The organism is Pseudomonas sp. MYb13 (genome assembly GCF_002980075.1).
Lineage (GTDB): Bacteria > Pseudomonadota > Gammaproteobacteria > Pseudomonadales > Pseudomonadaceae > Aquipseudomonas > Aquipseudomonas lurida.
Genome location: NZ_PCQI01000001.1, coordinates 1 through 26,410 on the forward strand (window position 1 = coordinate 1; position 26,410 = coordinate 26,410).

Annotated in this window: 24 protein-coding genes; 20 read left to right on the forward strand and 4 right to left on the reverse strand. The window is 60.4% G+C overall.

Annotated elements, in window-relative coordinates; translation table 11 throughout:
* Nucleotides 1-224: 224 nt before the first annotated feature.
* A complete protein-coding gene (locus CQ002_RS00005; protein WP_105161424.1) occupies nucleotides 225-1,445 on the reverse strand; it encodes a CaiB/BaiF CoA-transferase family protein in 1,221 nt (406 codons plus the stop codon).
* Between the two features lie 12 nt (nucleotides 1,446-1,457).
* Nucleotides 1,458-2,639 carry an acyl-CoA dehydrogenase gene (locus CQ002_RS00010; protein WP_003170842.1) on the reverse strand — a complete coding sequence of 394 codons (1,182 nt, stop codon included), beginning with the start codon at nucleotides 2,637-2,639 and terminating at the stop codon, nucleotides 1,458-1,460.
* 158 nt (nucleotides 2,640-2,797) lie between these two features.
* On the opposite strand from CQ002_RS00010, the gene CQ002_RS00015 reads away from it, so the two are divergent.
* The 20 genes from CQ002_RS00015 (at nucleotide 2,798) to CQ002_RS00110 (ending at nucleotide 23,375) form a co-directional block, all read left to right on the forward strand.
* Nucleotides 2,798-3,697: a LysR family transcriptional regulator gene (locus CQ002_RS00015; RefSeq protein WP_034110666.1), complete on the forward strand. Its 900-nt coding sequence runs from the start codon at nucleotides 2,798-2,800 to the stop codon at nucleotides 3,695-3,697.
* A gap of 452 nt (nucleotides 3,698-4,149) precedes the next feature.
* On the forward strand, nucleotides 4,150-5,271 hold the full coding sequence (locus CQ002_RS00020; protein ID WP_105161423.1) for a Re/Si-specific NAD(P)(+) transhydrogenase subunit alpha: 1,122 nt from the start codon (nucleotides 4,150-4,152) through the stop codon (nucleotides 5,269-5,271).
* 15 nt (nucleotides 5,272-5,286) lie between these two features.
* Nucleotides 5,287-5,607: an NAD(P) transhydrogenase subunit alpha gene (locus CQ002_RS00025; protein ID WP_003233786.1), complete on the forward strand. Its 321-nt coding sequence runs from the start codon at nucleotides 5,287-5,289 to the stop codon at nucleotides 5,605-5,607.
* Entirely contained in the window at nucleotides 5,607-7,043 is a 1,437-nt protein-coding gene (locus tag CQ002_RS00030; protein ID WP_034110663.1) for an NAD(P)(+) transhydrogenase (Re/Si-specific) subunit beta, read from the forward strand. Before CQ002_RS00025 ends, CQ002_RS00030 begins: the two co-directional genes overlap by 1 nt.
* 179 nt (nucleotides 7,044-7,222) lie before the next feature.
* Entirely contained in the window at nucleotides 7,223-8,716 is a 1,494-nt protein-coding gene (locus CQ002_RS00035; protein WP_105161422.1) for an acetyl-CoA hydrolase/transferase family protein, read from the forward strand.
* A gap of 318 nt (nucleotides 8,717-9,034) precedes the next feature.
* Nucleotides 9,035-9,250 (forward strand): DUF1127 domain-containing protein, encoded by a 216-nt coding sequence (locus CQ002_RS00040; protein ID WP_010168694.1) that lies wholly within the window; start codon nucleotides 9,035-9,037, stop codon nucleotides 9,248-9,250.
* A 262-nt stretch (nucleotides 9,251-9,512) separates the two neighbouring features.
* Nucleotides 9,513-9,698, forward strand: coding sequence for a DUF1127 domain-containing protein (locus CQ002_RS00045; RefSeq protein ID WP_098465488.1), 186 nt, complete (start codon nucleotides 9,513-9,515; stop codon nucleotides 9,696-9,698).
* Between the two features lie 136 nt (nucleotides 9,699-9,834).
* On the forward strand, nucleotides 9,835-10,155 hold the full coding sequence (locus CQ002_RS00050) for a DUF2388 domain-containing protein (protein ID WP_025854295.1): 321 nt from the start codon (nucleotides 9,835-9,837) through the stop codon (nucleotides 10,153-10,155).
* Between the two features lie 80 nt (nucleotides 10,156-10,235).
* Nucleotides 10,236-10,544: a DUF2388 domain-containing protein gene (locus CQ002_RS00055; protein ID WP_034110704.1), complete on the forward strand. Its 309-nt coding sequence runs from the start codon at nucleotides 10,236-10,238 to the stop codon at nucleotides 10,542-10,544.
* Between the two features lie 25 nt (nucleotides 10,545-10,569).
* Nucleotides 10,570-10,890, forward strand: coding sequence for a DUF2388 domain-containing protein (locus CQ002_RS00060; RefSeq protein ID WP_034110655.1), 321 nt, complete (start codon nucleotides 10,570-10,572; stop codon nucleotides 10,888-10,890).
* Nucleotides 10,887-12,848, forward strand: a complete 1,962-nt coding sequence (locus CQ002_RS00065) for a DUF4105 domain-containing protein (RefSeq protein WP_034110653.1) — start codon at nucleotides 10,887-10,889, stop codon at nucleotides 12,846-12,848. The genes CQ002_RS00060 and CQ002_RS00065 overlap by 4 nt, the downstream gene beginning before the upstream one ends.
* 377 nt (nucleotides 12,849-13,225) lie before the next feature.
* Entirely contained in the window at nucleotides 13,226-14,533 is a 1,308-nt protein-coding gene (locus CQ002_RS00070) for a CitMHS family transporter (RefSeq protein WP_003187405.1), read from the forward strand.
* Between the two features lie 68 nt (nucleotides 14,534-14,601).
* On the forward strand, nucleotides 14,602-15,369 hold the full coding sequence (locus CQ002_RS00075; RefSeq protein WP_014716354.1) for a TerC family protein: 768 nt from the start codon (nucleotides 14,602-14,604) through the stop codon (nucleotides 15,367-15,369).
* A gap of 252 nt (nucleotides 15,370-15,621) precedes the next feature.
* Nucleotides 15,622-17,280, forward strand: a complete 1,659-nt coding sequence (locus CQ002_RS00080; RefSeq protein WP_034110651.1) for a Na/Pi cotransporter family protein — start codon at nucleotides 15,622-15,624, stop codon at nucleotides 17,278-17,280.
* A gap of 57 nt (nucleotides 17,281-17,337) precedes the next feature.
* Nucleotides 17,338-18,720, forward strand: coding sequence for a pitrilysin family protein (locus CQ002_RS00085; protein ID WP_105161421.1), 1,383 nt, complete (start codon nucleotides 17,338-17,340; stop codon nucleotides 18,718-18,720).
* Between the two features lie 72 nt (nucleotides 18,721-18,792).
* Nucleotides 18,793-19,824, forward strand: coding sequence for a DUF5924 family protein (locus CQ002_RS00090; RefSeq protein WP_034110649.1), 1,032 nt, complete (start codon nucleotides 18,793-18,795; stop codon nucleotides 19,822-19,824).
* Between the two features lie 54 nt (nucleotides 19,825-19,878).
* On the forward strand, nucleotides 19,879-21,027 hold the full coding sequence (locus tag CQ002_RS00095; RefSeq protein WP_034110647.1) for an ABC transporter permease: 1,149 nt from the start codon (nucleotides 19,879-19,881) through the stop codon (nucleotides 21,025-21,027).
* Nucleotides 21,024-21,827 carry an ABC transporter ATP-binding protein gene (locus CQ002_RS00100; protein ID WP_034110645.1) on the forward strand — a complete coding sequence of 268 codons (804 nt, stop codon included), beginning with the start codon at nucleotides 21,024-21,026 and terminating at the stop codon, nucleotides 21,825-21,827. The genes CQ002_RS00095 and CQ002_RS00100 overlap by 4 nt, the downstream gene beginning before the upstream one ends.
* A 1-nt stretch (nucleotide 21,828) precedes the next feature.
* Nucleotides 21,829-22,767 (forward strand): MlaD family protein, encoded by a 939-nt coding sequence (locus CQ002_RS00105; RefSeq protein WP_069078660.1) that lies wholly within the window; start codon nucleotides 21,829-21,831, stop codon nucleotides 22,765-22,767.
* A complete protein-coding gene (locus CQ002_RS00110) occupies nucleotides 22,764-23,375 on the forward strand; it encodes an ABC-type transport auxiliary lipoprotein family protein (RefSeq protein WP_034110642.1) in 612 nt (203 codons plus the stop codon). The genes CQ002_RS00105 and CQ002_RS00110 overlap by 4 nt, the downstream gene beginning before the upstream one ends.
* A 103-nt stretch (nucleotides 23,376-23,478) precedes the next feature.
* Here the strand turns inward: CQ002_RS00110 and CQ002_RS00115 are convergent, their stop codons facing one another.
* Nucleotides 23,479-24,708, reverse strand: a complete 1,230-nt coding sequence (locus tag CQ002_RS00115; protein ID WP_034110640.1) for a nucleoside recognition domain-containing protein — start codon at nucleotides 24,706-24,708, stop codon at nucleotides 23,479-23,481.
* A 98-nt stretch (nucleotides 24,709-24,806) separates the two neighbouring features.
* Nucleotides 24,807-26,138, reverse strand: coding sequence for a glutamate/aspartate:proton symporter GltP (gene gltP / locus CQ002_RS00120; RefSeq protein ID WP_034110638.1), 1,332 nt, complete (start codon nucleotides 26,136-26,138; stop codon nucleotides 24,807-24,809).
* Nucleotides 26,139-26,410 lie beyond the last annotated feature (272 nt).

Consider the following 26,410-nt stretch of genomic DNA (forward strand, 5'->3'; position numbering starts at 1 on the left):
ACTCCTTCTGGGCTTCGATGAACTGAAGCAACTCGCTGTCGAATTCTGCATAACTACTTGTTTACCAAGGAGTTTTCCGTTTCGACTGCGCCGGAAGTGGGGCGAATTATAGACTTCTAGAATCTGCCGTCAACCCTTAATTTTGCTTTTCTATCAATTAGTTAGGATTGATTAAAAAACCACCAATCAGGATGCGCAAATCCCTTCTATATAGAAGAAAGGGCTCAGACCACCCCCTCCTTCTTCAAAGCGATCACATTCGCTACCCCGAGCCCCAGCACCTCCTGAAGCACCTTGGCCGTATGCTCTCCCAAAAGAGGAGGTGCATTGCGGTACTCCACAGGCGTCTTGGACAACCGCATCGGACTGGCAACCTGAGGCACCATGCCCGCCAACGCATGCGGCAACGCCATTGCCAACCCACGCGCCTTGACTTGGGGGTCCGCAAAAACTTCAGCGAGGTCATTGATCGGCCCACAAGGCACACCAACGCGCTCCAACTGCGACACCCACTCGGCTGTTGTCTTGAATACCGTGGCCTGACGAATCAACGGAATCAGTTGCGCCCGATTGGCCACCCTCACCTTATTAGTAGAGAAGCGCGGATCGTCCGCCCACTGCGGCTGCCCAGCCACCTCGGCAAACTTGCGGAACTGCCCATCATTACCCACCGTCAGGATGAAATCACCGTCGGCCGTGGGAAAGTCCTGATAAGGCACGATGTTCGGGTGAGCATTACCCAAGCGCTTGGGCGACACCCCGGTCGTCAAGTAATTCATCGCCTGGTTCGCCAGGCAGGCGACCTGCACATCCAGCAATGCCATATCTATGTGCTGCCCACCCCCATCGTGATCCCGATGAGCCAGTGCTGCCAGAATCGCCACGGTTGAGTAAAGCCCTGTAAGGATGTCAGTCAGCGCCACGCCAACCTTTACCGGTCCAGCGCCATCATCGCCCTCAGGTCGACCCGTCAGGCTCATAAGCCCGCCCAGCCCCTGGATCATGAAGTCATAACCCGCACGTGTCGCATAAGGCCCGGTCTGACCGAAGCCCGTGATCGAACAATAGATCAGCTCCGGATTGATCTCCTTCAGCGACTCATAGTCCAGCCCGTACGCGGCGAGGCCACCGACCTTGAAGTTTTCGATCAGGATGTCCGACTTGGCGGCCAGGTCGCGAACCAGCGCCTGCCCCTCCGGCCGCGTGAAATCGATAGTCACCGACTGCTTGTTGCGATTGGCAGACAGGTAATAAGCCGCCTCACTGGTGTTCTCGCCATAGGCATCCTTGAGGAAGGGCGGCCCCCAGGCGCGCGTGTCGTCGCCGCTGCCCGGCCGCTCGACCTTGATGACCTCAGCCCCAAGGTCCGCAAGGATCTGCCCGGACCAAGGGCCCGCCAGTACTCGCGATAAATCCAGTACCCGCAGATGCGAAAGCGCGCCCATGCAATGCTCCTATTAATAGAACGCCTGAAGACCGGTTTGCGCACGCCCCAGAATCAAGGCATGCACGTCATGAGTACCCTCATAGGTATTCACCACCTCCAGGTTAACCAGATGACGCGCCACCCCGAACTCGTCGGAGATACCGTTGCCACCCAGCATGTCTCGCGCCATGCGTGCGATATCCAGGGATTTGCCACACGAGTTGCGCTTCATGATTGAAGTGATCTCAACCGCCGCCGTACCTTCGTCCTTCATACGCCCCAGACGCAGGCAGCCCTGCAGGGCCAGGGTGATCTCGGTCTGCATATCGGCCAGCTTCTTCTGGATCAACTGAGTCGCCGCCAATGGACGGCCGAACTGATGGCGATCAAGTGTGTATTGACGAGCGGTATGCCAACAGAATTCAGCGGCCCCCAATGCCCCCCAGGAGATGCCATAGCGGGCAGAGTTAAGGCAGGTGAACGGCCCCTTCAAACCACGCACATCCGGAAAGATGTTCTCTTCCGGGACAAACACGTTATCCATGACGATTTCACCAGTGATAGAGGCGCGCAGCCCGACCTTGCCGTGAATCGCCGGAGCGCTCAGACCCTTCCAGCCTTTCTCCAGGACGAAGCCACGAATATCGCCCGCATCGTCCTTGCCCCATACCACGAACACGTCCGCAATCGGGCTATTGGTGATCCACATCTTCGCGCCCGTGAGGCTGTAACCCCCCTCAACCTTGCGAGCACGGGTGATCATCGCGCCCGGGTCGGAACCATGATTGGGTTCGGTCAGGCCGAAACAACCGATCCATTCGCCAGAGGCCAGTTTCGGCAGGTACTTCTGTTTCTGTGCCTCGGTACCGAACTCATTGATCGGCACCATGACCAGTGACGACTGCACACTCATCATCGAGCGATAGCCGGAATCGACACGCTCCACCTCGCGCGCGATCAACCCGTAACTGACATAGTTCAAGCCGCTGCCACCGTACTGCTCGGGGATCATCGCGCCGAGCAACCCGGTCTCGCCCATCTCGCGGAAAATGGCAGGGTCGGTCTTTTCATGGCGAAAGGCTTCGAGCACACGCGGCGCCAACTTGTCCTGGGCGAATTGCTCAGCACTGTCACGCACCATGCGCTCTTCTTCGGTGAGCTGTTGATCCAGCAGGAGTGGATCGATCCAGTTGAAGCTTGCCTTGCCAGCCATGAATAAGTCCTCGCGGAAAGAATCGGAAGTCGTGGAAGCAGCCTAGGCGCGGCAGGCGCAGAGGGCAAACGAGGTTTCTGCATAGGGTTGTGCTAATTTCTCACTTCGAAACACCAGAAAAACGCGCATATGCGCTTTACTAAGTGAGGACCCGGTATATGCGCAGGAAAATTCCCAGTACCACCGCCCTTGTCAGTTTTGAGGCGGCGGCCCGCCACGAGAGCTTTACCAAGGCCGCTCAAGAGCTTTCGATCACTCAAGGTGCCATCTGTCGACAGATCGCCAGCCTTGAGGAGTTTTTAAGTGTCGAGCTGTTTCGCCGCTCACGGCGCGGGGTAAAGCTGACTGAAGCGGGGCTGTCTTATAGCCGACGCGTTGCCACTCAATTGGATGCGGTGGAGCGCGACACGCTTTCCGTGATGGGCCAGCAGGGCGCCAACACTATCGAACTGGCCGTGGTCCCTACATTCGGCACTCAATGGCTGATACCCCGGCTCAAGGACTTCCAGCGCCAGCACCCTGAAGCCACGGTCAACCTGACGAACCGAACGCGGCCTTTCCTGTTTGCCGACACCGACTTCGATGCCGCGATCTACTTCGGCGATGCCGACTGGTCCGGCACCGAATCCCACCGCCTGATGGGCGAAAACCCTGTGCCCGTGTGCAGCCCTCGGCTATTGGGGAACCGTACACAGTTCAGCCCCCAGGAGATCGCCACACTGCCGCTCCTGCAGCAGACCACGCGACCCTACGCGTGGCGCCAGTGGTTCAACGCCCAACAACTGAACGTGCCCCGCGACATGACAGGCCCCCGTTACGAGCTATTCTCGATGTTGTCCCAGGCCGCCATGCATGACATGGGGGTCGCGCTGATTCCACCGTTCCTTATTCAACGCGAGCTGGAGGAGGGCCACCTGGTGATCGCAAGCCCCGAGGCGCTCAGCAGCTCGAAAGCCTATTACTTGATGATTCCGGACAGAAAGGTCGAATCGGCCTCATTGCATGCCTTCAGGGATTGGCTGATCGACCAGTCCCGGCGCTACAGCCCCAGCATTTAAAGGCCAACGGCCAATTGCTGACTTTGTAGTCAGTAAATTTTAAATCCTACAGATATACATATATGTCGCATTTCAACAGACTGTATCTGTCGATCAAAAATAAGGCTCAAGGCCATGATCTGCTTGGCTTATAGCGACTATTACGAGCCAATAGCCGACTATTCACATCAACGATGACAAAAGATTGCAAAACTGCCTGAAACCCTTTAAGCCCATGTATTTTAAGAGGTTATTTAAGTGAGTTGCGACAATCAGTCACAGGGTGACTTGTAGTTAATTTTTCGTCACCCGTCATAATCCCTTGATGGCCGTAAAGTTCGCCTGCAAAATGCCGCGCCCCGCTGTCATTTCAGCGGGATCGTGCTGATCGGCCGCCCCAGTTGCGCCACTCGCGGTGCACTGGCCTTTTTACAAAAAGATCAAAAGCAAAAAGATCATGCAGGAGATTTGACGTGCACATTGGTGTTCCTCTCGAAACCCAGACCGGTGAAACGCGGGTGGCTGCCACCCCGGAAACCATCAAGAAGCTGATCGGCCAGGGCCATAAGGTCACTGTACAAAGCGGAGCCGGCATCAAGGCCAGCATCGTCGACAGTGCCTATGAAGCGGCAGGCGCAACCATTGGCAGTGCCAACGATGCGTTTGGCGCCGAGCTGATTCTCAAGGTGGTTGCCCCCAGCGACAGCGAACTGACGCTGATCAAGAGCGGCACCGTGTTGGTGGGCATGCTCAACCCGTTCAGCAACGAAACCATTGCCAAGCTCGCCGAGCACGGCATCACGGCCTTCGCCCTCGAAGCCGCGCCACGCACCTCGCGCGCCCAGAGCCTCGACGTGCTGTCCTCCCAGGCCAACATCGCCGGCTACAAAGCCGTGCTGCTCGCCGCTCATCACTACCCGCGCTTCATGCCGATGCTGATGACGGCCGCAGGCACCGTGAAAGCGGCGCGCGTGCTGATTCTGGGTGCCGGCGTTGCAGGCCTGCAGGCGATTGCCACGGCGAAGCGCCTGGGTGCGGTGATCGAAGCGTCAGACGTTCGCCCGGCCGTGAAGGAGCAGATCGAATCCCTCGGCGCCAAGTTCGTCGATGTGCCTTACGAAACTGACGAAGAGCGCGAATGCGCGGTCGGCGTCGGTGGCTACGCACGTCCAATGCCCACCAGCTGGATGCAACGCCAGGCCCTGGCCGTGCATGAGCGCGCCAAGCAGGCCGACATCGTCATCACCACGGCACTGATCCCGGGCCGCAAGGCGCCGACCCTGCTCAGCGCCGACACTGTCGCGCAGATGAAGCCCGGCTCGGTGGTGATCGACCTCGCCGCCGCACAAGGCGGCAACTGCCCGCTGACCGTCGCCGACCAGGTGGTGGTGGAAAATGGCGTGATCATCTGTGGCCCGACCAACCTGGCCGGCGCTGTCGCCGCCGATGCCTCGGCCCTGTACGCGCGCAACCTGCTGGACTTCCTGAAGCTGGTCTTCACCAAGGAAGGGCAGTTTGAAATCAACCTCGAAGACGACATCGTCGCCGCGTGCCTGATGTGCCGCGACGGCCAAGTCATCCGCAAAAACGCCTAAGCAGGGATTCAGACGATGGAAGAGCTTATCTCCCCCGGTATCTACAACCTGATCATCTTTGTGCTGGCGATCTATGTCGGTTACCACGTGGTCTGGAACGTTACACCCGCATTGCACACACCCTTGATGGCGGTGACCAACGCGATTTCGGCCATTGTGATCGTCGGCGCGATGCTCGCCGCCGCGCTCACCGTTACCCCGCTGGGCAAGACCATGGGCACCCTGGCCGTTGCACTCGCAGCCGTTAACGTGTTCGGCGGCTTCCTGGTCACTCGCAGGATGCTGGAGATGTTCAAGAAGAAAGCGCCCAAAGCTAAAGAAGAGGTGCAGAAGTAATGAGTATGAATTTGGTAACGACGCTCTACCTGATCGCGTCGATCTGCTTCATCCAGGCGCTCAAGGGCCTTTCACACCCAACCACGTCGCGACGCGGCAACCTGTTTGGCATGCTTGGCATGGCGCTGGCGGTGCTCACCACCGTGGGCCTCATCTATAAGCTCGGCGCGGAGCTGGCAACCGCTGGCATCGGCTATGTGATCGTTGGCCTGCTGATCGGCGGCACCGCCGGCTCGATCATGGCCAAGCGCGTAGAAATGACCAAGATGCCGGAGCTGGTTGCCTTCATGCACAGCATGATCGGCCTGGCTGCAGTGTTCATTGCGATTGCCGCCGTGGTCGAGCCGCAGTCGCTGGGCATCGTCAAGCACCTGGGTGACTCGATCCCTTCCGGTAACCGCCTGGAGCTGTTCCTTGGCGCGGCCATCGGCGCCATCACCTTCTCCGGTTCGGTGATTGCGTTCGGCAAGCTGTCGGGCAAGTACAAGTTCCGCCTGTTCCAAGGCGCACCGGTACAGTTCGGCGGCCAGCATAAACTGAACCTGGTGCTTGGCTTGCTGACACTGGGCCTGGGCCTGACCTTCATGTTCACCGGCAACCTCACGGCCTTTGCGCTGATGCTGGCCCTGGCCTTTGTGCTCGGCGTGCTGATCATCATCCCGATTGGCGGCGCCGATATGCCGGTCGTGGTGTCGATGCTCAACAGCTACTCCGGTTGGGCTGCGGCGGGCATCGGCTTCTCGCTGAACAACTCGATGCTGATCATTGCCGGTTCCCTGGTAGGTTCCAGCGGCGCGATCCTCTCGTACATCATGTGCAAGGCGATGAACCGTTCGTTCTTTAACGTACTGCTCGGCGGTTTCGGCAATGCCCCGGATGCGGGCGCGGCGGCGGGCTCTAAAGAAGCACGCCCGGTCAAATCCGGCTCGGCCGACGATGCGACCTTCCTGCTGACCAACGCCGACACCGTGATCATCGTTCCAGGCTACGGCCTGGCGGTGGCTCGGGCGCAACACGCCCTCAAGGAGCTGACCGAGAAGCTGACTCACCATGGCGTCACCGTAAAGTACGCGATCCACCCGGTGGCCGGCCGTATGCCTGGACACATGAACGTGCTGCTCGCCGAGGCGGAAGTGCCTTACGACCAGGTGTTCGAGATGGAGGACATCAACTCCGAATTCGGCCAGGCCGACGTGGTGCTGGTGCTGGGTGCGAACGACGTGGTCAACCCGGCCGCGAAGAACGACCCGAATTCGCCGATTGCCGGCATGCCGATCCTCGAAGCATTCAAGGCCAAGACCATCATCGTCAACAAGCGCTCGATGGCCAGCGGCTATGCCGGCCTGGATAACGAACTGTTCTACCTGGACAAGACCATGATGGTCTTCGGTGATGCCAAGAAGGTCATCGAAGACATGGTCAAAGCCGTCGAGTAACACTGCTTCAGCGCAATACTCGAAACCCCGGCCTCCCGTAGGCTGGGGTTTTTTATGACTGCATGAAACCCGACCAAAGGCTCTAAATCGCGGCCTGGCATTCGACCATGGTAGCGGGCCGAATTTTTTTGAAATCACTAAACTGCGCACCTTGCTTCCGTAGCCTGAGATAAGAATCCATGTACCGTGATCGCATCCGCTTGCCTTCGTTGTTGAACAAGGTCATGAGCGCGGCAGACGCCGCTGCACTGATTGAAGACGGCATGACCGTTGGCATGAGCGGCTTCACCCGCGCCGGTGAAGCCAAGGCCGTACCCCACGCCCTGGCCGAACGCGCCAAGACGTCCCCGCTGAAAATCACCCTGATGACCGGCGCCAGCCTGGGCAATGACCTGGACAAGCAACTGACCGAAGCCGGCGTGCTGTCCCGACGCATGCCGTTCCAGGTCGACAGCACTCTGCGCAAAGCGATCAACGCCGGCGAGGTGATGTTTATCGACCAACACCTGTCGGAAACCGTCGAGCAACTGCGCAACAACCAGCTCAAGTTGCCGGATATCGCAGTGATTGAAGCGGTCGCGATCACTGAACAAGGCCATATCGTGCCCACCACTTCAGTGGGCAACTCCGCCAGCTTCGCGATTTTCGCCAAGCAGGTAATCGTTGAGATCAACCTGGCTCACAATCCGAACCTGGAAGGGCTGCACGACATCTATATCCCGACCTATCGGCCGACGCGCACGCCAATACCCCTGGTGAAAGTCGACGACCGTATCGGTAGCACCGCCATTCCGATCCCCCCGGAAAAAATCGTCGCCATCGTCATCACCAGCCAGGCCGACTCCGCCTCCACCGTGACGCCGCCCGATAGCGACACGCAAGGCATTGCCAACCACCTGATCAACTTCCTCAAGCAGGAGGTCGACGCTGGCCGCATGACCAACAAGCTCGGCCCGCTGCAGGCCGGGATCGGCAACATCGCCAACGCGGTGATGTGCGGGCTGATCGAGTCGCCGTTCGAAGACCTGACCATGTATTCGGAAGTGTTGCAGGATTCAACCTTCGACCTGATCGACGCGGGCAAGCTGAGCTTCGCGTCGGGCAGTTCGATCACCTTGTCGGAACGGCGCAACGCCGACGTGTTTGGCAACCTGGAACACTATAAGGACAAGCTGGTCTTGCGCCCGCAGGAGATCTCCAATCACCCGGAAGTAGTGCGTCGCCTGGGCATCATCGGCATCAACACTGCGCTGGAGTTCGACATCTACGGCAACGTCAACTCCACCCATGTCTGCGGCACGCGGATGATGAACGGTATTGGCGGCTCCGGGGATTTCGCACGCAATGCGCACCTGGCGATCTTCGTTACCAAGTCGATTGCCAAGGGCGGGGCGATTTCCAGCGTGGTGCCCATGGTCAGCCATGTGGACCACACAGAGCATGACGTTGACATCCTAGTGACCGAAGTCGGGCTGGCCGACCTGCGGGGCCTGGCACCAAGGGAACGAGCCCGCGTGATCATCGACAACTGTGTGCATCCCGCCTACCGCGATGCGCTGAACAGTTACTTCAACGCCGCTTGCGCCGTCGGCGGGCATACCCCCCACATCCTGCGCGAAGCACTGAGTTGGCACATTAACCTGGAAGAAACAGGGCATATGCTCAAGGCGTGATTGATACAGAGGCGAGCTGATGCAAACACAGTTTCATCAGCTCGGTATCTTGTTCGCCGCTTATTAAAAAAACTGTACTGCTGTACCGGTCATTTCCTACCTAAATACCTTCCACCTCCTACCTAAAAAGCCTATTTCGCACTATTTCAGTGCAGACAGGTACAGTTGCCCCATTTCTGTACCGTACAGCCCCTGTAAACAGTTAACTGGCCCCTCACAATACAGGTGAACTGTATCTAGAGAGTCTTGCGCCAGAGGAGGATCATTGGCATCAGTTAAACCACTACCTAATCCCGCCACAAGCGGAAGGATGTCATCATGGAACGTACACTCAGTTCCGATCTGTTCTTTGAAGAAAAAGCTGTAAACACCCAGGCCTCCCTGCCTCTGCGCGTTATCGCCAACCTGATGTTGTGGCAGCGCCGCATCTCCAGCCGCCACCAACTGGCTCGCCTGGATTCGCGTCTGCTGGCTGATGCAGGTATCAGCGAAGCTCAACGCTACGAAGAGCTGAGCAAGCCGTTCTGGCGCTAATTTAGCGCTCGCTGGCCCTGACCTGCCGGGTCCACTGCCAGCAACCTGATTTGTCAAAACAAAGCCCGCCCCGGGAAACCGGAGGCGGGCTTTGTTGTTTGCGCAATCGAGGATTTCTGCGCAAAACAGAAGCCCCTGGCAACGATAGGTACAGTTAAATAAATATAACAATTAAGCAGTACAATTTGGTTCCGGTGTATCTGTATCGGTCCGACCGTCTCACCCACCATGGTGTTCCAAGACCTCATGAAAGGCACTCGCCATGGATACGTCTTCTTCTATTTATAAGCGGCTGTTACATCGCACGACTGCTACCCTCGCCAAATGGGGGCGCCAAGCCTACGAACGGCGCCAGCTGTCACAACTTGATACGAGAGAGCTCGCTGACCTTGGCATCAGCCAGGGCGACCGAATGGCCGAGATATCCAAGCCGTTCTGGCGTGACTAGGCAGTCAAGGAGCTTCCCGAATGGATAAACGCCAGCTTAATATCCAGTCACCACGTGGCGAACCACGCCGCAGAGGCGTCTGATCCCCAATGGCTGCGCTGCGCCACATTATCCGTTCATCTACAGGAGTCATCCCATGTCCCGTCTTCGCCTGCTGAGTGCTGCCGCCCTGTTGGCCCTGGCAGCCAACGCCAACGCGACCAGCTTCATCGTGACCACCGACTCCATCGTCGGCGCGCTGAAGGCCACCTCGGACGCCAGCTCCGATGCCACTTCGTCTCTGCGCGACAACAAGGTCGTGCGCGCCGCCCGTGACGACGCCGCCAGCTTTGTCGCCAGTGAGGGTGCCATTCGGGGCGTGAAACTGGAGAGCGCCCTGGCACAGATCCGCCAACAAGCGCCGCAACTGAACACCGCGACTGACGCGCAGCTGGCCCAGGCTATCCTGGCTATCTGACGACAGGACTGATGCCTGGGCGCTGGCTCTCGCCCGGGCATTACGCTAGCCTTGGCGCTCGCTTTCAGTTGTCGAGTCCCATGGCTTTTTCATACCGCCTTTTAATCGTCCCTGTATTGTTTTCCTGCGGCTGGTCGCCGTCGGCTTCGGCCTTTGACCTCACCACCCAGAGCACCGTCGTGAGCGCGTACGCCACCAGCAAAGTGACCTCCGCGCCCTTCGACAGAAAAGTGATAATGGCCGCCCAGGATGACGCTGCCGCGTTTATCGCCACTGACGGCCAATGGCGGGGCGCGCGGCTGGAATCAGCGCTGGATTATCTGCGCCGCAGCCAACCAAAACTTAACGCCAGCGACCGTGAACTGGCGCAAGCAATTCTCGTCCAATAATCATCTTTGTATTCGGAGTCATTCCATGCGTAGCCCGCTGATCGCCGCCACCCTTGGCCTGCTGTTGTTGGCCGACGTTGCCCAGGCGCAAACTCTGGTGGCCACCAGTAACATCATTGTTCGTGCTTCTGGCCGCACCATCGATTTCACCTCGGACACCACCACCTCCATCCGTGACTCCAAAGTTGTGCGCGAAGCCCACGACGACGCCGCCAGCTTCGTTGCTACCAACGGCGAGATCCGGGGTGCACGCCTGGAAGCTGCCTTCGACACCCTGCGTACACGTCTGCCGGAAGCCCGCGACGCCAGTGACCAGACCCTCGCCGAAGCTATCCTCGCACTGTGAGGCGAGTTGTCGCCTGGCTCCTGGCCGGGACTGTGCTGCTGTGTGCCAGCGCAGCCCAGGCCAGCCTGCAACTGCGGCTCAAGACCGACGGTCTGAGCCCGGCTGAACAGCAGGCCAGCCAGGCATTGCTCGACGAAGCCATGCGCGCATTACCGCCGCGCTTCGTGGAGCAGTTGGACCGGCGCATCGATGTCGGCTGGACCGACAAGATGCCTGAGAACGCCTATGGGCAAGCCTCCCTGGTGTCCGAGCTGGACCTCAACCGCAACCTGCTCGCCAGCCTGACCGACGGCAGCGCCGCCACCCAGAAAACCAATCGCCCCCACGGTACTGTGCGCCGCGAAATGCTCGCCACGGTGCTGCATGAACTGACCCACATCTATGACCGTGCACGCCTGTGGTCCAACGATGACCGCACGCTGATCAATCGCTGCAGCCGCCAGAACAATCTCACCGGCCTGATCGGCCTGCCTGATCAATGCCGTGGCCAGAATGGCCGACGCTTTACCCTCAGTGATGACCCGCGCCTGCTGGACCTTGCCGGCTGGCCGCAATACGTCGGCCGTCGCGGCGAGCGTGAGCAGCACAACCATCAGGTCGCGCGCAGCCCGGACATCTACGAAACCACCAGCCCGCTGGAATTCGTGGCGGTCAATATGGAGTATTTCCTGCTCGACCCGAGCTACGGCTGCCGTCGCCCGGCATTGTTCCGCTACTACAAGGAGCACTTTGGCTGGGCTCCACCGGAGCAAGACACCTGCGCGAACACCTACGCATTCCTGAACGCCGGTAACGATTTCGCCAAGACGCCGCTGGGTCATGTGGACCCGGAACGCGTGTACGAAATCGACTACTTGCTGGCCGAAGCCAACCAGAACCTGGTCAGCCGCTGGGGCCACAGCATGTTGCGCTTGGTGATCTGTGCGCCGGGCCGCCCGCGTGGGCCAGATTGTCGGCTGGATCTGGACCAGCATCTGGTGCTGTCCTACCGCGCGTTCGTGGGTGACGTCCAGTTGTCGAGCTGGGATGGCCTGGTCGGCAAATACCCGTCACGATTGTTTGTACTGCCGCTGGCGCAGGTGATCGACGAATACACCAAGACCGAATTGCGCGGCCTCGCCTCGGTACCATTGAAACTGACCCGCCAGGAAATCAACGACACCGTCGAGCACGCTGCCGAAATGCATTGGAGCTACGACGGCAACTACTTCTTTATCTCCAATAATTGCGCAGTGGAGAGCCTGAAACTGTTACGCAGTGGCAGCGCCAACCCACAACTCACCGGCCTGGACAACATCACCCCCAACGGATTGCTCGAGGTCCTGAGTGCCCGCGGCCTGGCTGACACCCGTGTGCTGGATGACAAACGCCGGGCACTGCGCCTGGGTTATCACTTCGATTCGTTCCGCGAACGCTACCAGGCCATGTTCGATGTGCTGCGCAAACACCTGCCGATCAAACAAACCCAGGTCGAAGACTGGCTGTCTCTCAGTGCGGCGGAGCGCCGCCAGTGGTTCGGTCAGGCCGACCTGCGCACCAGCGCCGCGTTATTGCTGCTCGAGCAGGCGAGCTTTCGCAAGCAGTTGATGCTGGCCCAGGACGAAGTCAAACAACGCTACCTCGGTGCCCGCGAGCTGAAAAACGGCGGCATGGAGAAGGCGAACGCCACGCTGCAGCAGATCCTCGCCAACAGCGGCTTCCTCAGCCGCCCGGCGGAACTGCTGGGCAGTGGCGGCTACGGCCTGCCGCAACCGTCGGAAGCCAAGCGCCTGGAGTCGGAAAGCGCCGAGCGCCAGAAGCAACTGCAATCCCTTACCGGCGAACTCGACAAAGAGGTGAGGGCGCTGCTGGATCCCTCCCGCTCCGCCGAAATTGCCGCCTGTGAAGCCAACCTCAAGCAGGTGGGCGAGCACTTGCGGGCATTGCATAAAGCCGCGGGCGGCCTGGAACTTCCCTGAGGCTGCCGGGGGCCCCCCTCAAATGTGGGAGCTGGCTTGCCTGCGATAACGGACATTCAGTCGACCGGTTTGGCGAATGACACACCGCTATCGCAGGCAAGCCAGCTCCCACACGTCGGTCTGTCTAGACCTGACGACCGCGTGTCGCCCCCGCATCACCTGTTTTATCAGCGAAAGCTGGCTGAAAGCTTACCCGTCTAGGATCGCCCCCACTGCCGGCAACAGACCGGCTGTTAACAACAACAATGGTGATTCCCGATGTCCGCTCGTACCCGCCTGTTCGCCCCAACTCCACCCGTAAGCCTCGTGCCTTTCGCTCTGCGCTGACCCCAACCCGGTTCGCCATTCCCTAGCCGCGCTACGCCTGGAGTATTCCTATGCTGACTTTCCTTGGCTTTGCCATGGTCATCACGTTCATGTTCCTGATCATGACCAAGCGCCTGTCTGCGCTGATCGCCCTGATCATCGTGCCGATCCTGTTCGCGCTGTTCGGCGGTTTTGCACCGAAGATCGGCCCGATGATGCTCGAAGGCATCACCAAACTCGCGCCGACCGGCGTGATGCTGATGTTCGCCATTCTCTATTTTGCCCTGATGATCGACTCCGGCCTGTTCGACCCGGCCGTGCGCAAGATCCTCAAGATGGTCAAGGGCGATCCGCTGAAGGTCTCCGTCGGTACCGCCGTACTGGCCTTGGTCGTGTCCCTGGACGGTGACGGGGCTACCACCTACATGATCTGCGTGGCCGCCATGCTGCCGCTGTACCAGCGCATCGGCATGAGCCCGCGGATCATGGCCGGCCTGATCATCCTCGCCGGTGGCGTGATGAACATGACCCCCTGGGGTGGCCCCACCGCCCGTGCCGCCAGTGCGCTGCATGTGGACCCTTCGGATATTTTCGTCCCCATGATCCCGGCGATGGCCGCCGGCGTGGTGGCGATCCTGGTGATTGCCTACATGTACGGCAAACGCGAAAGGGCGCGCCTGGGCGAGCTGCACCTGCAAGGTGATGAAATCGACCACAGCGAAATCAGCGTGTCGCAATTCCCGGATGCTCGTCGTCCGAAGCTGATCTGGTTCAACGGTGCGCTGACCCTGGCCTTGATGTGCACGTTGATCGCCGGCCTGTTGCCGCTGCCGGTGCTGTTCATGGTGGCGTTCAGCATCGCGATGATCGTCAACTACCCGTGCCTGCAACAGCAGAAAGACCGCGTTGCCGCCCACGCCGGCAGCGTACTGGCGGTAGTCGGGCTGATCTTCGCCGCGGGTATCTTCACCGGCATCCTGTCCGGTACCGGCATGGTCGACGCCATGTCCAAGAGCCTGCTGGCGGTCATCCCGGAAGCCATGGGCCCGTACCTGGCGGTAATCACCGCCCTGGTGAGCATGCCGTTCACCTTCTTCATGTCCAACGACGCGTTCTACTACGGCGTACTGCCAGTACTTGCCGAAGCCGCCAGCCACTACGGCATCACCGCCGTGGAAATGGCTCGCGCTTCGATCGTTGGCCAGCCCGTGCACTTGCTCAGCCCGCTGGTACCGTCGACCTACCTGTTGGTGGCGCTGGCCGGTATCGAATTTGGTGATCACCAGCGCTTCACCCTGAAGTGGGCAGTGCTGGTGTGCCTGTGCATAATGTTCGCCGCATTGCTGATGGGGATTTTTCCGCTGTTCAGCACTCTATAATCGTACCGACTCACTCACCGCGCGGCGCTGCAGCTTGCGCGGTTTAACATTTGCTCAAAGGAATACACATGGAATGGCTGACCAATCCGGAAATCTGGATTGCCTTCTTCACCCTGACGGCCCTCGAGATCGTCCTGGGCATCGATAACATCATCATGATTTCGATCCTGGTCAGCCGCATGCCCAAGCACATGCAGGCGCGCACCCGGATCTTCGGCCTGGCCTTGGCCATGGTCACGCGCATCCTGTTGCTGCTGTCGATCACCTGGGTGATGCAACTGACCGCCGACCTGTTCGTGGTCTTCGGCCAGGGTATTTCCGGTCGCGACCTGATCCTGTTCTTCGGTGGCCTGTTCCTGCTGTGGAAAAGCTCCCAGGAGATGTACCACGCACTGGAAGGAGAAGACGAAACCCATGACGAGCCAAAGGGCGCCGGTGGCAAGTTCATCTACACCATCATCCAGATCGCGATCATCGACATCGTGTTCTCCCTGGACTCGGTGATCACCGCCGTCGGTATGGTCTCCCATGTGCCCGTCATGGTCGCGGCGATTGTCGTGGCGGTACTGGTGATGATGCTCGCCGCTGGCACCATCAGCGAATTCATCGACAAGCACCCGTCGTTGAAGATGCTGGCACTGTCGTTCCTGCTGGTAGTGGGTACCGTGCTGATCGCCGAATCCTTCGATGTGCACGTGCCAAAAGGCTACGTTTACTTCGCCATGGCGTTCTCGCTGGCGGTGGAAGCGGTGAACATCAAGATGCGCACTGCCATCGCGAAAAAGAAGAAACAGCAGGATCCTGTGAAACTGCGCAAAGACATCCCGGGTCAATAAACCCGAGCCAGACAAAAAGGGGCTTTTAGAAGCCCCTTTTTTGCGCGCGATGGTAACGCAACGCGTCACAGGATGAATTCCCACGCCGGCGCGGGAACGATCTTCATGACAGTTTTGTTTCAATCACCACTTTAGCTATGCGATGCTGGCGCAGAGCCCATTCGCCAACTACAGCTTAACTACAAGACGTAGAACGGCACGCGGAAAATTTTCTTCGCTCCTGCTGGAGCGCACCCACACGGGGGGCCGAGCATGCTGACCTTGCTCAATCTGCTTTCCGCCGTGACCCTGCTTATCTGGGGCACGCACATCGTCCGTACCGGCATCCTGCGGGTCTACGGTTCCAACTTGCGCCAAGTCATCGGGCAGAACATGTCCAAGCGCTGGCTGGCGTTTATCGCCGGTATCCTGGTGACTGCCATGGTGCAGAGCAGCAACGCCACGGCAATGCTGGTGACGTCCTTTGTCGGCCAGGGCCTGATGGGGCTTATGCCCGCCCTGGCGACGATGCTCGGCGCCGACGTGGGTACTGCACTGATGGCGCGGGTGCTGACGTTTGACTTGTCATGGCTGTCGCCACTGCTGATCTTTCTCGGGGTGATTTTCTTCCTGTCGCGCAAACAGACGCGCGCCGGGCAGTTGGGTCGGGTGGGCATTGGCCTCGGGCTGATCATCCTCGCACTGCAACTCATCGTCGAAGCCGCTGGGCCTATCACCCATGCCCAGGGCGTGAAGGTGCTGTTCGCCTCCTTGACCGGCGACATCCTGCTCGACGCCTTGGTCGGCGCCTTATTCGCGATGATCTCCTACTCCAGCCTGGCTGCGGTCCTACTGACCGCCACCCTGGCCGGCGCCGGTGTGATCGGCTTGCACGTGGCCATCGGCTTGGTGATCGGCGCCAATATCGGCAGCGGCGTGCTGGCCTTCCTCAGCACCAGCATGCAGAACGCCGCCGGTCGCCAAGTCGCGCTGGGCAGCCTGTTGTACAAATTGATCGGCCTGTTGCTGATCATCCCGGTACTCGACCCGCTGGTGCTGTGGATGGACGGCCTGGACTACAGCGCCCAAGGCATGGTCATCACCTTCCACCTGCTCTACAACGTCACGCGCTGCCTCATTCTGCTGCCCACCATCGGGCCGATGGCACGGCTGTGCGCCTGGCTGCTGCCCGAGCGCGAAGAGACCAATGGCAAGGCCAAACCCCGCCACCTGGACCTGGCCGCGCTCACCACGCCGAGCCTGGCATTGGCCAACGCCGCGCGGGAAACCCTGCGCCTGGGCGACCTGATCGACAACATGCTCACCGCCATGCAGGAAGTACTGCGCGGTAAACAGACGGCCATTACCCAGGAAATGCGCAGCCTCAGCGACGACGTCGAGGCGCTCTACAGCGCGATCAAACTCTACCTGGCGCAAATGCCCCGCGAGGACCTCAGCGAGCAGGACAGCCGGCGCTGGGCCGAAATCATCGAACTGTCGATCAATCTCAAGCTGGCCGGCGACCTGATCGAACGCATGCTGCGCAAAGTCCAACAGCAGAAAACCTCCCAGCGCCGCCAGTTCTCGGAAGTCGGCCTGGAGGAACTCACGGGCCTGCACAGCCAGTTGATCGCCAACCTGCGCCTCGGGCTGTCAGTGTTCCTCAGTGCAGACCCGGAAAGCGCTCGACAATTGCTGCGCGAAAAGCGCCGTTTCCGCGCCCAGGAACGCCGTCTGGCGCACGCTCATGTCAGCCGGCTGCAGCGCAAGATCGTGCAGAGCCTGGAAACCAGCTCCCTGCACCTGGAGCTGATTGCCGACATGAAACGCTTGAATTCACTGTTCTGCAGCAGTGCCTATGTAGTGTTGGAAACGTCCGACACCGGCGCGCTCTCCGCCGAAGATATTGCCGACATCACACATTCGCCCTGAACGTACGATGGCCCGTGAAGTCAGTTAAAACTGACCTCACTCGCCAGGAAGCTTGTTATGCGTCGCCTGTTGTTCGCTTGCCTGCTCATGGGTTCTGCCCACGTCTTCGCCTTTGACCGTCTGCAAGTCGAGGGTTACACCTTGCCCAACGGCCTGCAATTGCTGCTCAAACCGGGCACCGAGCGCGGGCATGTGGCAATCCGCCTGGTGGTAGGCGTGGGCCTGGATGACTTCGGCTGCGAAGACAAGGAATTACCTCACCTGCTGGAACACTTGCTGTTCAGCGGCATCGACGGTGGCGGCGAAGGTGAACTCGAAGACCGCATGCAAGCCCTGGGCGGCGAATGGAACGCCTACACCAGCAACGCCGACACCACCTTCGTGATCGAGGCGCCGGCGCAAAACCAGCGCAAGGTGCTCGACCTGCTGCTGGCGATCATCACTCGCACCGAACTGACCGACGCCAATATCAATGCAGCCAAGCGTGTCGTCGAACGCGAGGACGGCGGCCACTACTCACACCTGCAACGCCTGTTGGACCGCCAGGACCTCGGCCACACCGCCAGCAACCAGTTGGCCGTCGAACTGGGACTCAAATGCGCCGAACGCGCCGAGGTCGACCACCTGACCCGCGACCAGTTGGAGAACCTGCGCAAACACTGGTACGCACCCAACAACATGAGCCTGATCATCGTGGGCGACCTGGACAAACTGCTGCCGGCCTATCTGGAACGCACCTACGGCCAACTCGAACCGGTCGAGCCCACCGAGCACCCGGCGTTGCCGGAAATCCAGCACGACGCCGCCAGCCATCGCGAACTCATCCACGGCTGGGTTGGCGACAGCGCCAAGCTGCACTGGCTGTTCCCCGAGCCGGTATTGGATGACGGGCATGACGAAACCTACGACCTGCTCAAGGATTACCTCGACTGGGCGCTATACCGCCAACTGCGCCTCAAGCACGGTTTGTCCTACGGCCCCTGGAGCGAACGCGAAGTACTCGGCGGCGTCGGCTTCCTCAGCCTGAATGCCGACCTTGAGCGGGAAAACCTTCCTGAAGCAGAACAGGTCCTCCAGGCACTCAGGGCGCAACTGCTCAAGGAGGGCCTCGACCCGGCAGTATTCGCTCGCCTGCAACAGGCCGCCATCGCACGCCAGGCATGGGCGGTGCAGGGCAACAGCGCGTTGGCCGACTACTACTGGAGTGCGTCCGGTGACTACCACAACGGCCACTTCAGCGACCCGGTCAAACGCATCAAGGCCGTGAGCCTGGAACAGACCAACCAGGCCATGCGCCAAGTGTTCCAGCAGCCAGGCTACTGGCGCATCGAGAAACCACTGCTGAGCTACGACGCCCTCAGTTGGATCGGCGCAAGCCTGCTCGGCCTGATCGCCATTGTGTTGATCGGCGTGCGGGTTTATCGCAAACGGATCGCGTAATGGGGCACCAGACGCCGGGCTAAGACGTTATTCTGTCTGGGATTTTTTCCTACAAAGACTGCGAACTGCCGAATGCAAAACGTGACTCGCTTGATCACCCGCATCCTCGAACTGATGAAGCGTTACCCAGGGGTAATTGCACTCGGCGGCTTCATCTCGGGTGTGTGCAGCTTCATTCTGGTGGATCGCCAGCAGGGCATGGCCAGTTGGATAGCGGTGATCATGCTGGTGAGCTGGCTGTGGCTGATGCTGGAGAACAGCTTCACGCAACTGTTCACCAAGGTCTTCAAGCGCGAAATCCCCGAACCGCTGCTGCGCTACGCGACCCAGATGATCCACCAGGAAAGTCTGTTCTTCGTGCTGCCGTTCTTTTTTGTCACCACCGCGTGGAACAGCGGGCAATCGGTGTTCACCGGTCTGCTCGGCGCGGCCGCGCTGGTGTCGATTACCGACCCGTTGTACTACAAGTGGCTGGCGCCCAAGCGCTCATTGTTCCTCGCGCTGCACACGCTGACGCTGTTCGCGGCACTGCTGACCGCGCTGCCGATCATCCTGCACCTGACCACCGCCGAGAGTTACAAGCTGGCCCTCGGCGTGGCCATGGCGTTGTCGATCCCAAGCCTGGCGGTAAGCCTGCCACTGCGTAGCCTCAAGGGCTGGGCGATGCTGCTCGGCGTTACGGCCGCCATTGGCTGCGCCGGTTGGTTCCTGCGCAGTTGGGTACCGCCGGCCACCCTGTGGATGACCGAGGTGGCGATCAGCACTCAACTGCAAGACCGCACGCCAGGCGACGACCTCAAGGAAGTCACCGCCGCCCAACTGCGCAGCGGCGGGCTGTACGCCTACACCGCGATCAACGCTCCCCGGGGGCTGGATGAGCGGATCTACCACGTGTGGCAATTCAACGGCAAAGAGGTCGACCGCATCGCCCTGGATATTCACGGCGGGCGCAAAGAGGGCTATCGCGCCTGGACCCACAAGCAGAACTTCCCCGGCGACGCGGTAGGCCGCTGGCAGGTAAGGGTGTTGACCGAAGACGGGCAGGTGATCGGCGTGCTGCGTTTCAAAGTGACGGACTCAGCACAAACGGACAACCCAAAGTAGGCAGGTTCGTGCTATTACGTAGGAATTGTGGAAAGCCAAACAAGCTCGGAGCTTATGACCACCAGTACGACGGCCGGCGCCGCCCACCTCGACACGTCCACCACCCCGCCACAACTGAGGGTCACGGGGGACTGGACGCTTGCCCACTATGCCAGCCTGAAGAAGCTGTCGGACAAGCTCGATGGCCAATACGACGCCGGCGCACGCATCGACCTCAACGGCCTCGGCGCCCTCGATACTGCCGGCGCCTCACTGCTGGTGGAGTTGCTGGGGCCGACCCGTATCGAGCAATCCGCCGAGCAGACCGATTGCAGCTTGTCTGCCGCTGACCGCGCACTGCTCAAGACCGTCTACCGCTCCCTGAATGACTTTTGCGTGCCGGACAAGGCACCGGAAGAAGCCGCCGGGATCCAAGTGTTGGCCCGTATTGGCCGGGCGGTGGACACCGTCTGGCAAGACAGCAAGAAACTGCTGGGCTTTATCGGCCTGATTCTCGAAACCTTCGCCCGTGGCATTTTGCGGCCCAAACGCTGGCGCCTGACGCCGATGGTCGCGCATCTGGAACAGGTCGGCCTCGACGCCGCGCCCATCGTGGCCCTGCTCACGTTCTTGGTCGGCGCCGTGGTGGCGTTCCTCGGCGCCACCGTGCTCAAGAGTTTTGGCGCAACTATTTTCACCGTCGACCTGGTGGCGTTCTCTTTCCTGCGGGAATTCGGCGTACTGCTGACGGCCATCCTGATCGCCGGTCGCACCGCCAGTGCCTTCACCGCCCAAATCGGCTCGATGAAGGCCAACGAGGAAATCGACGCGATCCGCACCCTGGGCCTGGACCCAATGGAATTGCTGGTATTGCCGCGCGTGCTGGCGCTGCTGGTGGCCCTGCCGATGCTGACCTTCCTGGCGATGCTTTCGGGGATTGTCGGTGGCGGCGTGGTCTGTGCCGTGGCGCTGGATATTTCGCCGGCGATGTTCCTCTCGTTGCTGCAATCGGACATTGGCGTGCAGCACTTGCTGGTGGGCTTGGTGAAAGCGCCGATCTTCGCGTTCCTGATCGCGGCCATTGGCTGCCTGGAAGGCTTCAAGGTCAGCGGCAGTGCCGAGTCGGTGGGCGCCCACACCACCTCCAGCGTGGTGCAATCGATCTTTGTGGTGATCGTGCTGGATGCGGTCGCGGCGTTGTTCTTCATGGAGATGGGCTGGTGAGTCGTCTACACCGTGCGCCCGCCGAGGCGGTCATTGAGGTGCGTGGCTTGTGTAATCGCTTTGGCAGCCAGAGCGTGCACGAGAACCTCGACCTCGATTTGTACAAGGGTGAGATCCTTGCCGTGGTCGGCGGGTCCGGCAGCGGCAAGTCGGTACTGTTGCGTAGCATCGTCGGCCTGCGCCGGCCCAGCGAAGGCCAGGTGCGGGTGTTCGGCAAAAACCTGCCGAGCCTGCCGGAACATGAACGCTCGCTGGTGGAACGGCGCTTTGGCGTGTTGTTCCAGAAGGGCGCGCTGTTTTCCTCGCTGACGGTGACCGAGAACGTAGCCCTGCCACTCATTGAACATGCCGGCCTCAGCCGCGCCGATGCGGAGCACTTGGCAGCGGTCAAACTGGCACTGGCCGGGTTGCCGCTGTCGGCGGCCGACAAGTACCCGGCGTCACTGTCCGGCGGCATGATCAAGCGCGCCGCCCTGGCCCGTGCTTTGGCGTTGGACCCGGACATCCTGTTCCTCGACGAGCCCACCGCTGGCCTCGACCCGATTGGCGCGGCGCAGTTCGACCAACTGATCCTGACCCTGCGCGACGCGCTGGGCCTGAGCGTGTTTCTGGTCACCCACGACCTGGACACGCTGTACACCATCACTGACCGCGTGGCGGTGCTGGCGCAGAAGAAGGTGCTGGTGGCCGACGCCATCGACATCGTCTCGGAAACGAACGACGCCTGGATTCACGAATATTTCCACGGCCCCCGGGGCCGCGCGGCATTGGATGCCGCTCAACCGCTCAACGAGGTATGACATGGAAACCCGAGCCCATCATGTGATGATCGGTCTGTTCAGCGTGATCGTGGTGGTCGGCGCGATGCTGTTTGGCCTGTGGCTGGCCAAATCCAGCGTCGACAGCGCCTTCCAGGATTACGAAGTGATCTTCAACGAGGCGGTCAGCGGCCTGTCGCAGGGCAGTTCAGTGCAGTACAGCGGGATCAAGGTGGGCGACGTGATCAGTCTGCGCCTGGACCCCAACGACCCGCGCCGCGTGCTGGCGCGCATCCGCCTGGCAGGGCAGACACCGATCAAGGAGGACACCCAGGCCAAGCTGGCACTGACCGGCATCACCGGCACCTCGATCATCCAGCTCAGTGGCGGCACACCGCAGAGCCCCGAACTCAAGGGCAAGGACGGCAACCTGCCGGAAATCATCGCCTCGCCATCGCCCATCGCCCGGCTGCTGAACAATAGCAACGACCTGATGACCAGCATCAACTTGTTGCTGCACAACGCCAACCACATGTTCTCCCGCGAGAACGTCGAGCGCCTGAGCAACACCTTGGATAACCTGCAACAAACCACCGGCGCCATTGCCGACCAGCGCGGCGATATCAAGGTGGTGATGCAGCAGCTGATGCAGGTGAGCAAGCAGGCGAGCGCCGCCCTGGAGCAAACCACCGTGCTGATGCGCAACGCCAACGGCTTGCTCAACGAGCAAGGCAAGCAGGCCTTCGGCAGCGCCGAGCAGGCGATGAAATCCCTTGAGCAAAGCACCGCGACCATCAACACCTTGTTGACCCACAATAAGGACTCGGTGAACAGCGGCATGCAAGGCCTCAACGAACTGGCGCCGGCCGTGCGCGAATTGCGCGAAACCCTGGGCTCGCTGCGCGCTATCTCCCGCCGCCTGGAAGCCAACCCCAGCGGTTACCTGCTGGGCAGCGACAAGAACAAGGAGTTCACGCCATGAAGCGTGCTTACCAACTGATTGCCCCTCTAGCGCTGGCGCTCGTGAGCGCGTGCTCGATCCTGCCTAAGGCCGACCCTTCGGATGTGTATCGCCTGGCGACGGCCCAGACCGCCAGCCAGGGCACGCCGGTCAGCTGGTCACTGCGCGTGAACAAGCCGCAGACCAGCGAGTTTCTCGACAGCCCGCGCATTGCCGTGGTGCCCAACGGTGACCTGATCAGCAGCTATGCCCACTCGCGCTGGAGCGACCCGTCGCCCGTGCTCCTGCGCAACCGCTTCATGGATGGCTTCCAGCGCGATGGCCGGGTAACGCTGCTGAGCACCGACGACACCAATTTGCAGTCCGACTATGAGTTGGGTGGGCAACTGCAGGCGTTCCAGAGTGAATACCGCGGTACTGCGGTGGAGGTGGTGATTCGCCTGGATGCACGCCTGGTGCGCGGCAGTGATCAGCGGATTGTTGCCAGCCGACGGTTTGAGGTGAGGCAGCCGGTGAGCGGCACCCAGGTGCCGGCGGTGGTTGCCGGGTTTGGGCAGGCGGGGGATCAGTTGAACAAGCAGGTGGTGGATTGGGTGGTGGCGCAGGGCAACACTGCAGCGAAACGCTGACGGCCTTTTCGCAGGCGAGCCAGCCCCCACATCCGAACGCATTTCATCAGGATAAACGCGGTCAACTGTGGGAGCTGGCTCGCCTGCGACAGCGGTATCAGCCTTAAGCGAAGAACCAGTAGCAGACCGCAATCGCCGCCACCACACCGGCCAACTCCGCCAGCAACGCACACCCCACGGCATGCCTGGCCCGCTGGATCCCGACCGAACCGAAGTACACCGCCAACACATAGAAGGTGGTCTCGGTACTGCCCTGGATCGTCGCCGCGACCAGCGCCGGGAAGCTGTCCACGCCCTGGGTCTGCATGGTCTCGATCAACATTGCCCGCGCGGCGCTGCCGGAGAACGGCTTGACCATCGCGGTCGGCAAGGCATCGACAAAGCGCGTGTCCATGCCCGTCCAGGCGACCACATGACGGATGCCTTCAAGACCAAAGTCCAGCGCCCCGGAGGCACGCAACACACCCACCGCACACAGCATCGCCACCAGGTACGGCAGCAGGTTCTTGGCCACGTCGAAGCCTTCCTTGGCGCCTTCGACAAACGCCTCGTACACCTTGACCTTGCGCAGCGCCCCGATCACCAGGAACAACATGATCAGGCCGAATAGCGTGAGGTTGCCGAGGATCGACGACAGCCCGGCCAGCGCGGTGGCGGAGAGGGTCGCCAGCAGCGCCATGAAACCGCCGAGCACCAGTGCACCCGGAATCAGGTACGCCAGCACCACCGGGTCCCACAGCCGCAGGCGCTGCATGATCGCGACCGAGAGCAGGCCGACCAGGGTCGAGGCGCTGGTCGCCAGCAGGATCGGCAGGAACACCAGCGTTGGGTCTGCAGCACCTTGCTGGGCGCGGTACATGAAGATGGTCACCGGCAACAACGTCAGCGAAGACGCGTTGAGCACCAGGAACAGGATCTGCGCATTACTCGCGGTGTTGGGGATGGGGTTCAGTTCCTGCAGCGCCTTCATCGCTTTCAAGCCAATGGGCGTGGCGGCGTTATCAAGGCCCAGGCCATTGGCAGCGAAGTTGAGGGTGATCAAGCCGATGGCCGGGTGGCCGGCAGGCACTTCCGGCATCAGGCGGCGGAACAGCGGGCCAAGCGCCTTGGCCAGCCAATCGACGATCCCGGCTTTTTCGGCAATGCGCAAAAAGCCCAGCCACAACGTCAGGGTGCCGAACAGCAGCACCATGACTTCAACCGACAATTTGGCCATGGCGAAAATGCTTTCCACCATCGCCGCGAAAATCCCGGCGTTACCGCCGACCAGCCATTGCGCCAGTGCCGACACCATTGCCACGACAAAGAAGCCAAGCCACAGGCCATTGAGCATCAGTTAAACCCCTCGAAGAATGGAGCGAATGATAGCGGGGCTGGCAGAAACGACAAACCCCGGAATTCTCCGGGGTTTGTCTTGGCGCCATCGGGCTATCAGCTGCGGGTGGCTTGCGCGGCCGGCGACGCTTCCTTGCTGCGCCAGTGCGGCAGCGAGTTCCAGTAGCGCTCGCCCTTGGCGTCGTCATACATGCCTTCCCAACGAGAGATCACCAGCACGGCAAGCGCGTTGCCGATCACGTTAAGGGCTGTTCGCGCCATGTCCATGATGCGGTCGACACCGGCGATGAACGCCAGGCCTTCCAGCGGAATGCCCACGCTGCCCAAGGTGGCCAGCAGCACCACGAAGGACACGCCCGGTACGCCGGCGATGCCTTTGGAAGTGACCATCAGCGTCAGCACCAGCATCAGTTGCTGGCCGATCGACAGGTCGATGCCATACAGCTGGGCGATGAAGATCGCGGCGATGCTCTGGTACAGGGTCGAACCGTCGAGGTTGAACGAGTAGCCAGTCGGTACCACGAAGCTGCAGATCGCCTTCGGCGCGCCGTAGGCTTCCATCTTCTCGATCACACGCGGCAGCACGGTTTCGGAGCTGGCGGTGGAATAGGCCAGCACCAGCTCATCCTTGAAGATGCGCATCAGCTTGATCACCGAGAAGCCAAACAGGCGGGCGATGAGACCGAGGATCACGAAAGCGAAGAACAGGATGGCGACGTAAACCAGGATCACCAGCTTGGCCAATGGCAGCAAGGAGGCGAAGCCGAAGTTGGCGACGGTCACGGCGATCAGTGCAAAGACGCCGATCGGCGCGTACTTCATGATCATGTGGGTGACTTTGAACATGCTCTCGGACACGCCCTGGAACATGGTCACCAGCGGCTCGCGCAGCTCAGGCTTGAGGCTCGACAAGCCGAGGCCGAACAGCACCGAGAAGAAAATGATCGGCAGCATTTCGCCACGGGCAACGGCGGCGAAGATGTTCGAAGGGATCAGGTTGAGGATAGTCTGGATGAACGCATGCTCGTGCTGCACTTCAGCGGCAGTGGCGGTGTACTTGGAGATGTCGACGGTACCCAGGGTACTCATGTCGATACCGGCACCCGGATGGAACAGGTTGGCCAGCAGCAGGCCAACCACGATGGCGATGGTGGTGACGATTTCGAAGTAAAGGATGGTTTTGACGCCGATACGCCCGAGTTTCTTCGCGTCGCCGACACCGGCAATGCCGACGATGAGCGAGGAGATCACAATCGGGATCACGATCATCTTGATCAGGCGGATAAAGATATCGCCCGCTGGCTGCAACACATTGCTGATCCACCAGGCCTTTTCAGCACTGAAATGGTTGAGCACTGCACCGATTGCGATCCCCAGCACCAAACCGATGAGGATCTGCCAGGCGAGGCTTAGCTTTGCCTTCTTCATGTCATTACCCTTACTTCAAGTGAACTCAAGGCAAATGCGCCAGCCGCAACGCTCGAAAGCGAAAAAGTGTGTGCATCTGCCTCCATGGAAGGTCACCGCAGCGTGGCCGAAATGGCTTACTGGCAGGCGAAAAAAGGCGCAACTATTCCCATGCAAGGGAGCGACGTCTAATGCCGTAAACGCCTACCCTATGCCGAATCGGCATGGCTTTTTTTAATAATAACTGTCCGAACGGTCAGTTCAAATGTGACATTTTGTCCGGCAGACATGCC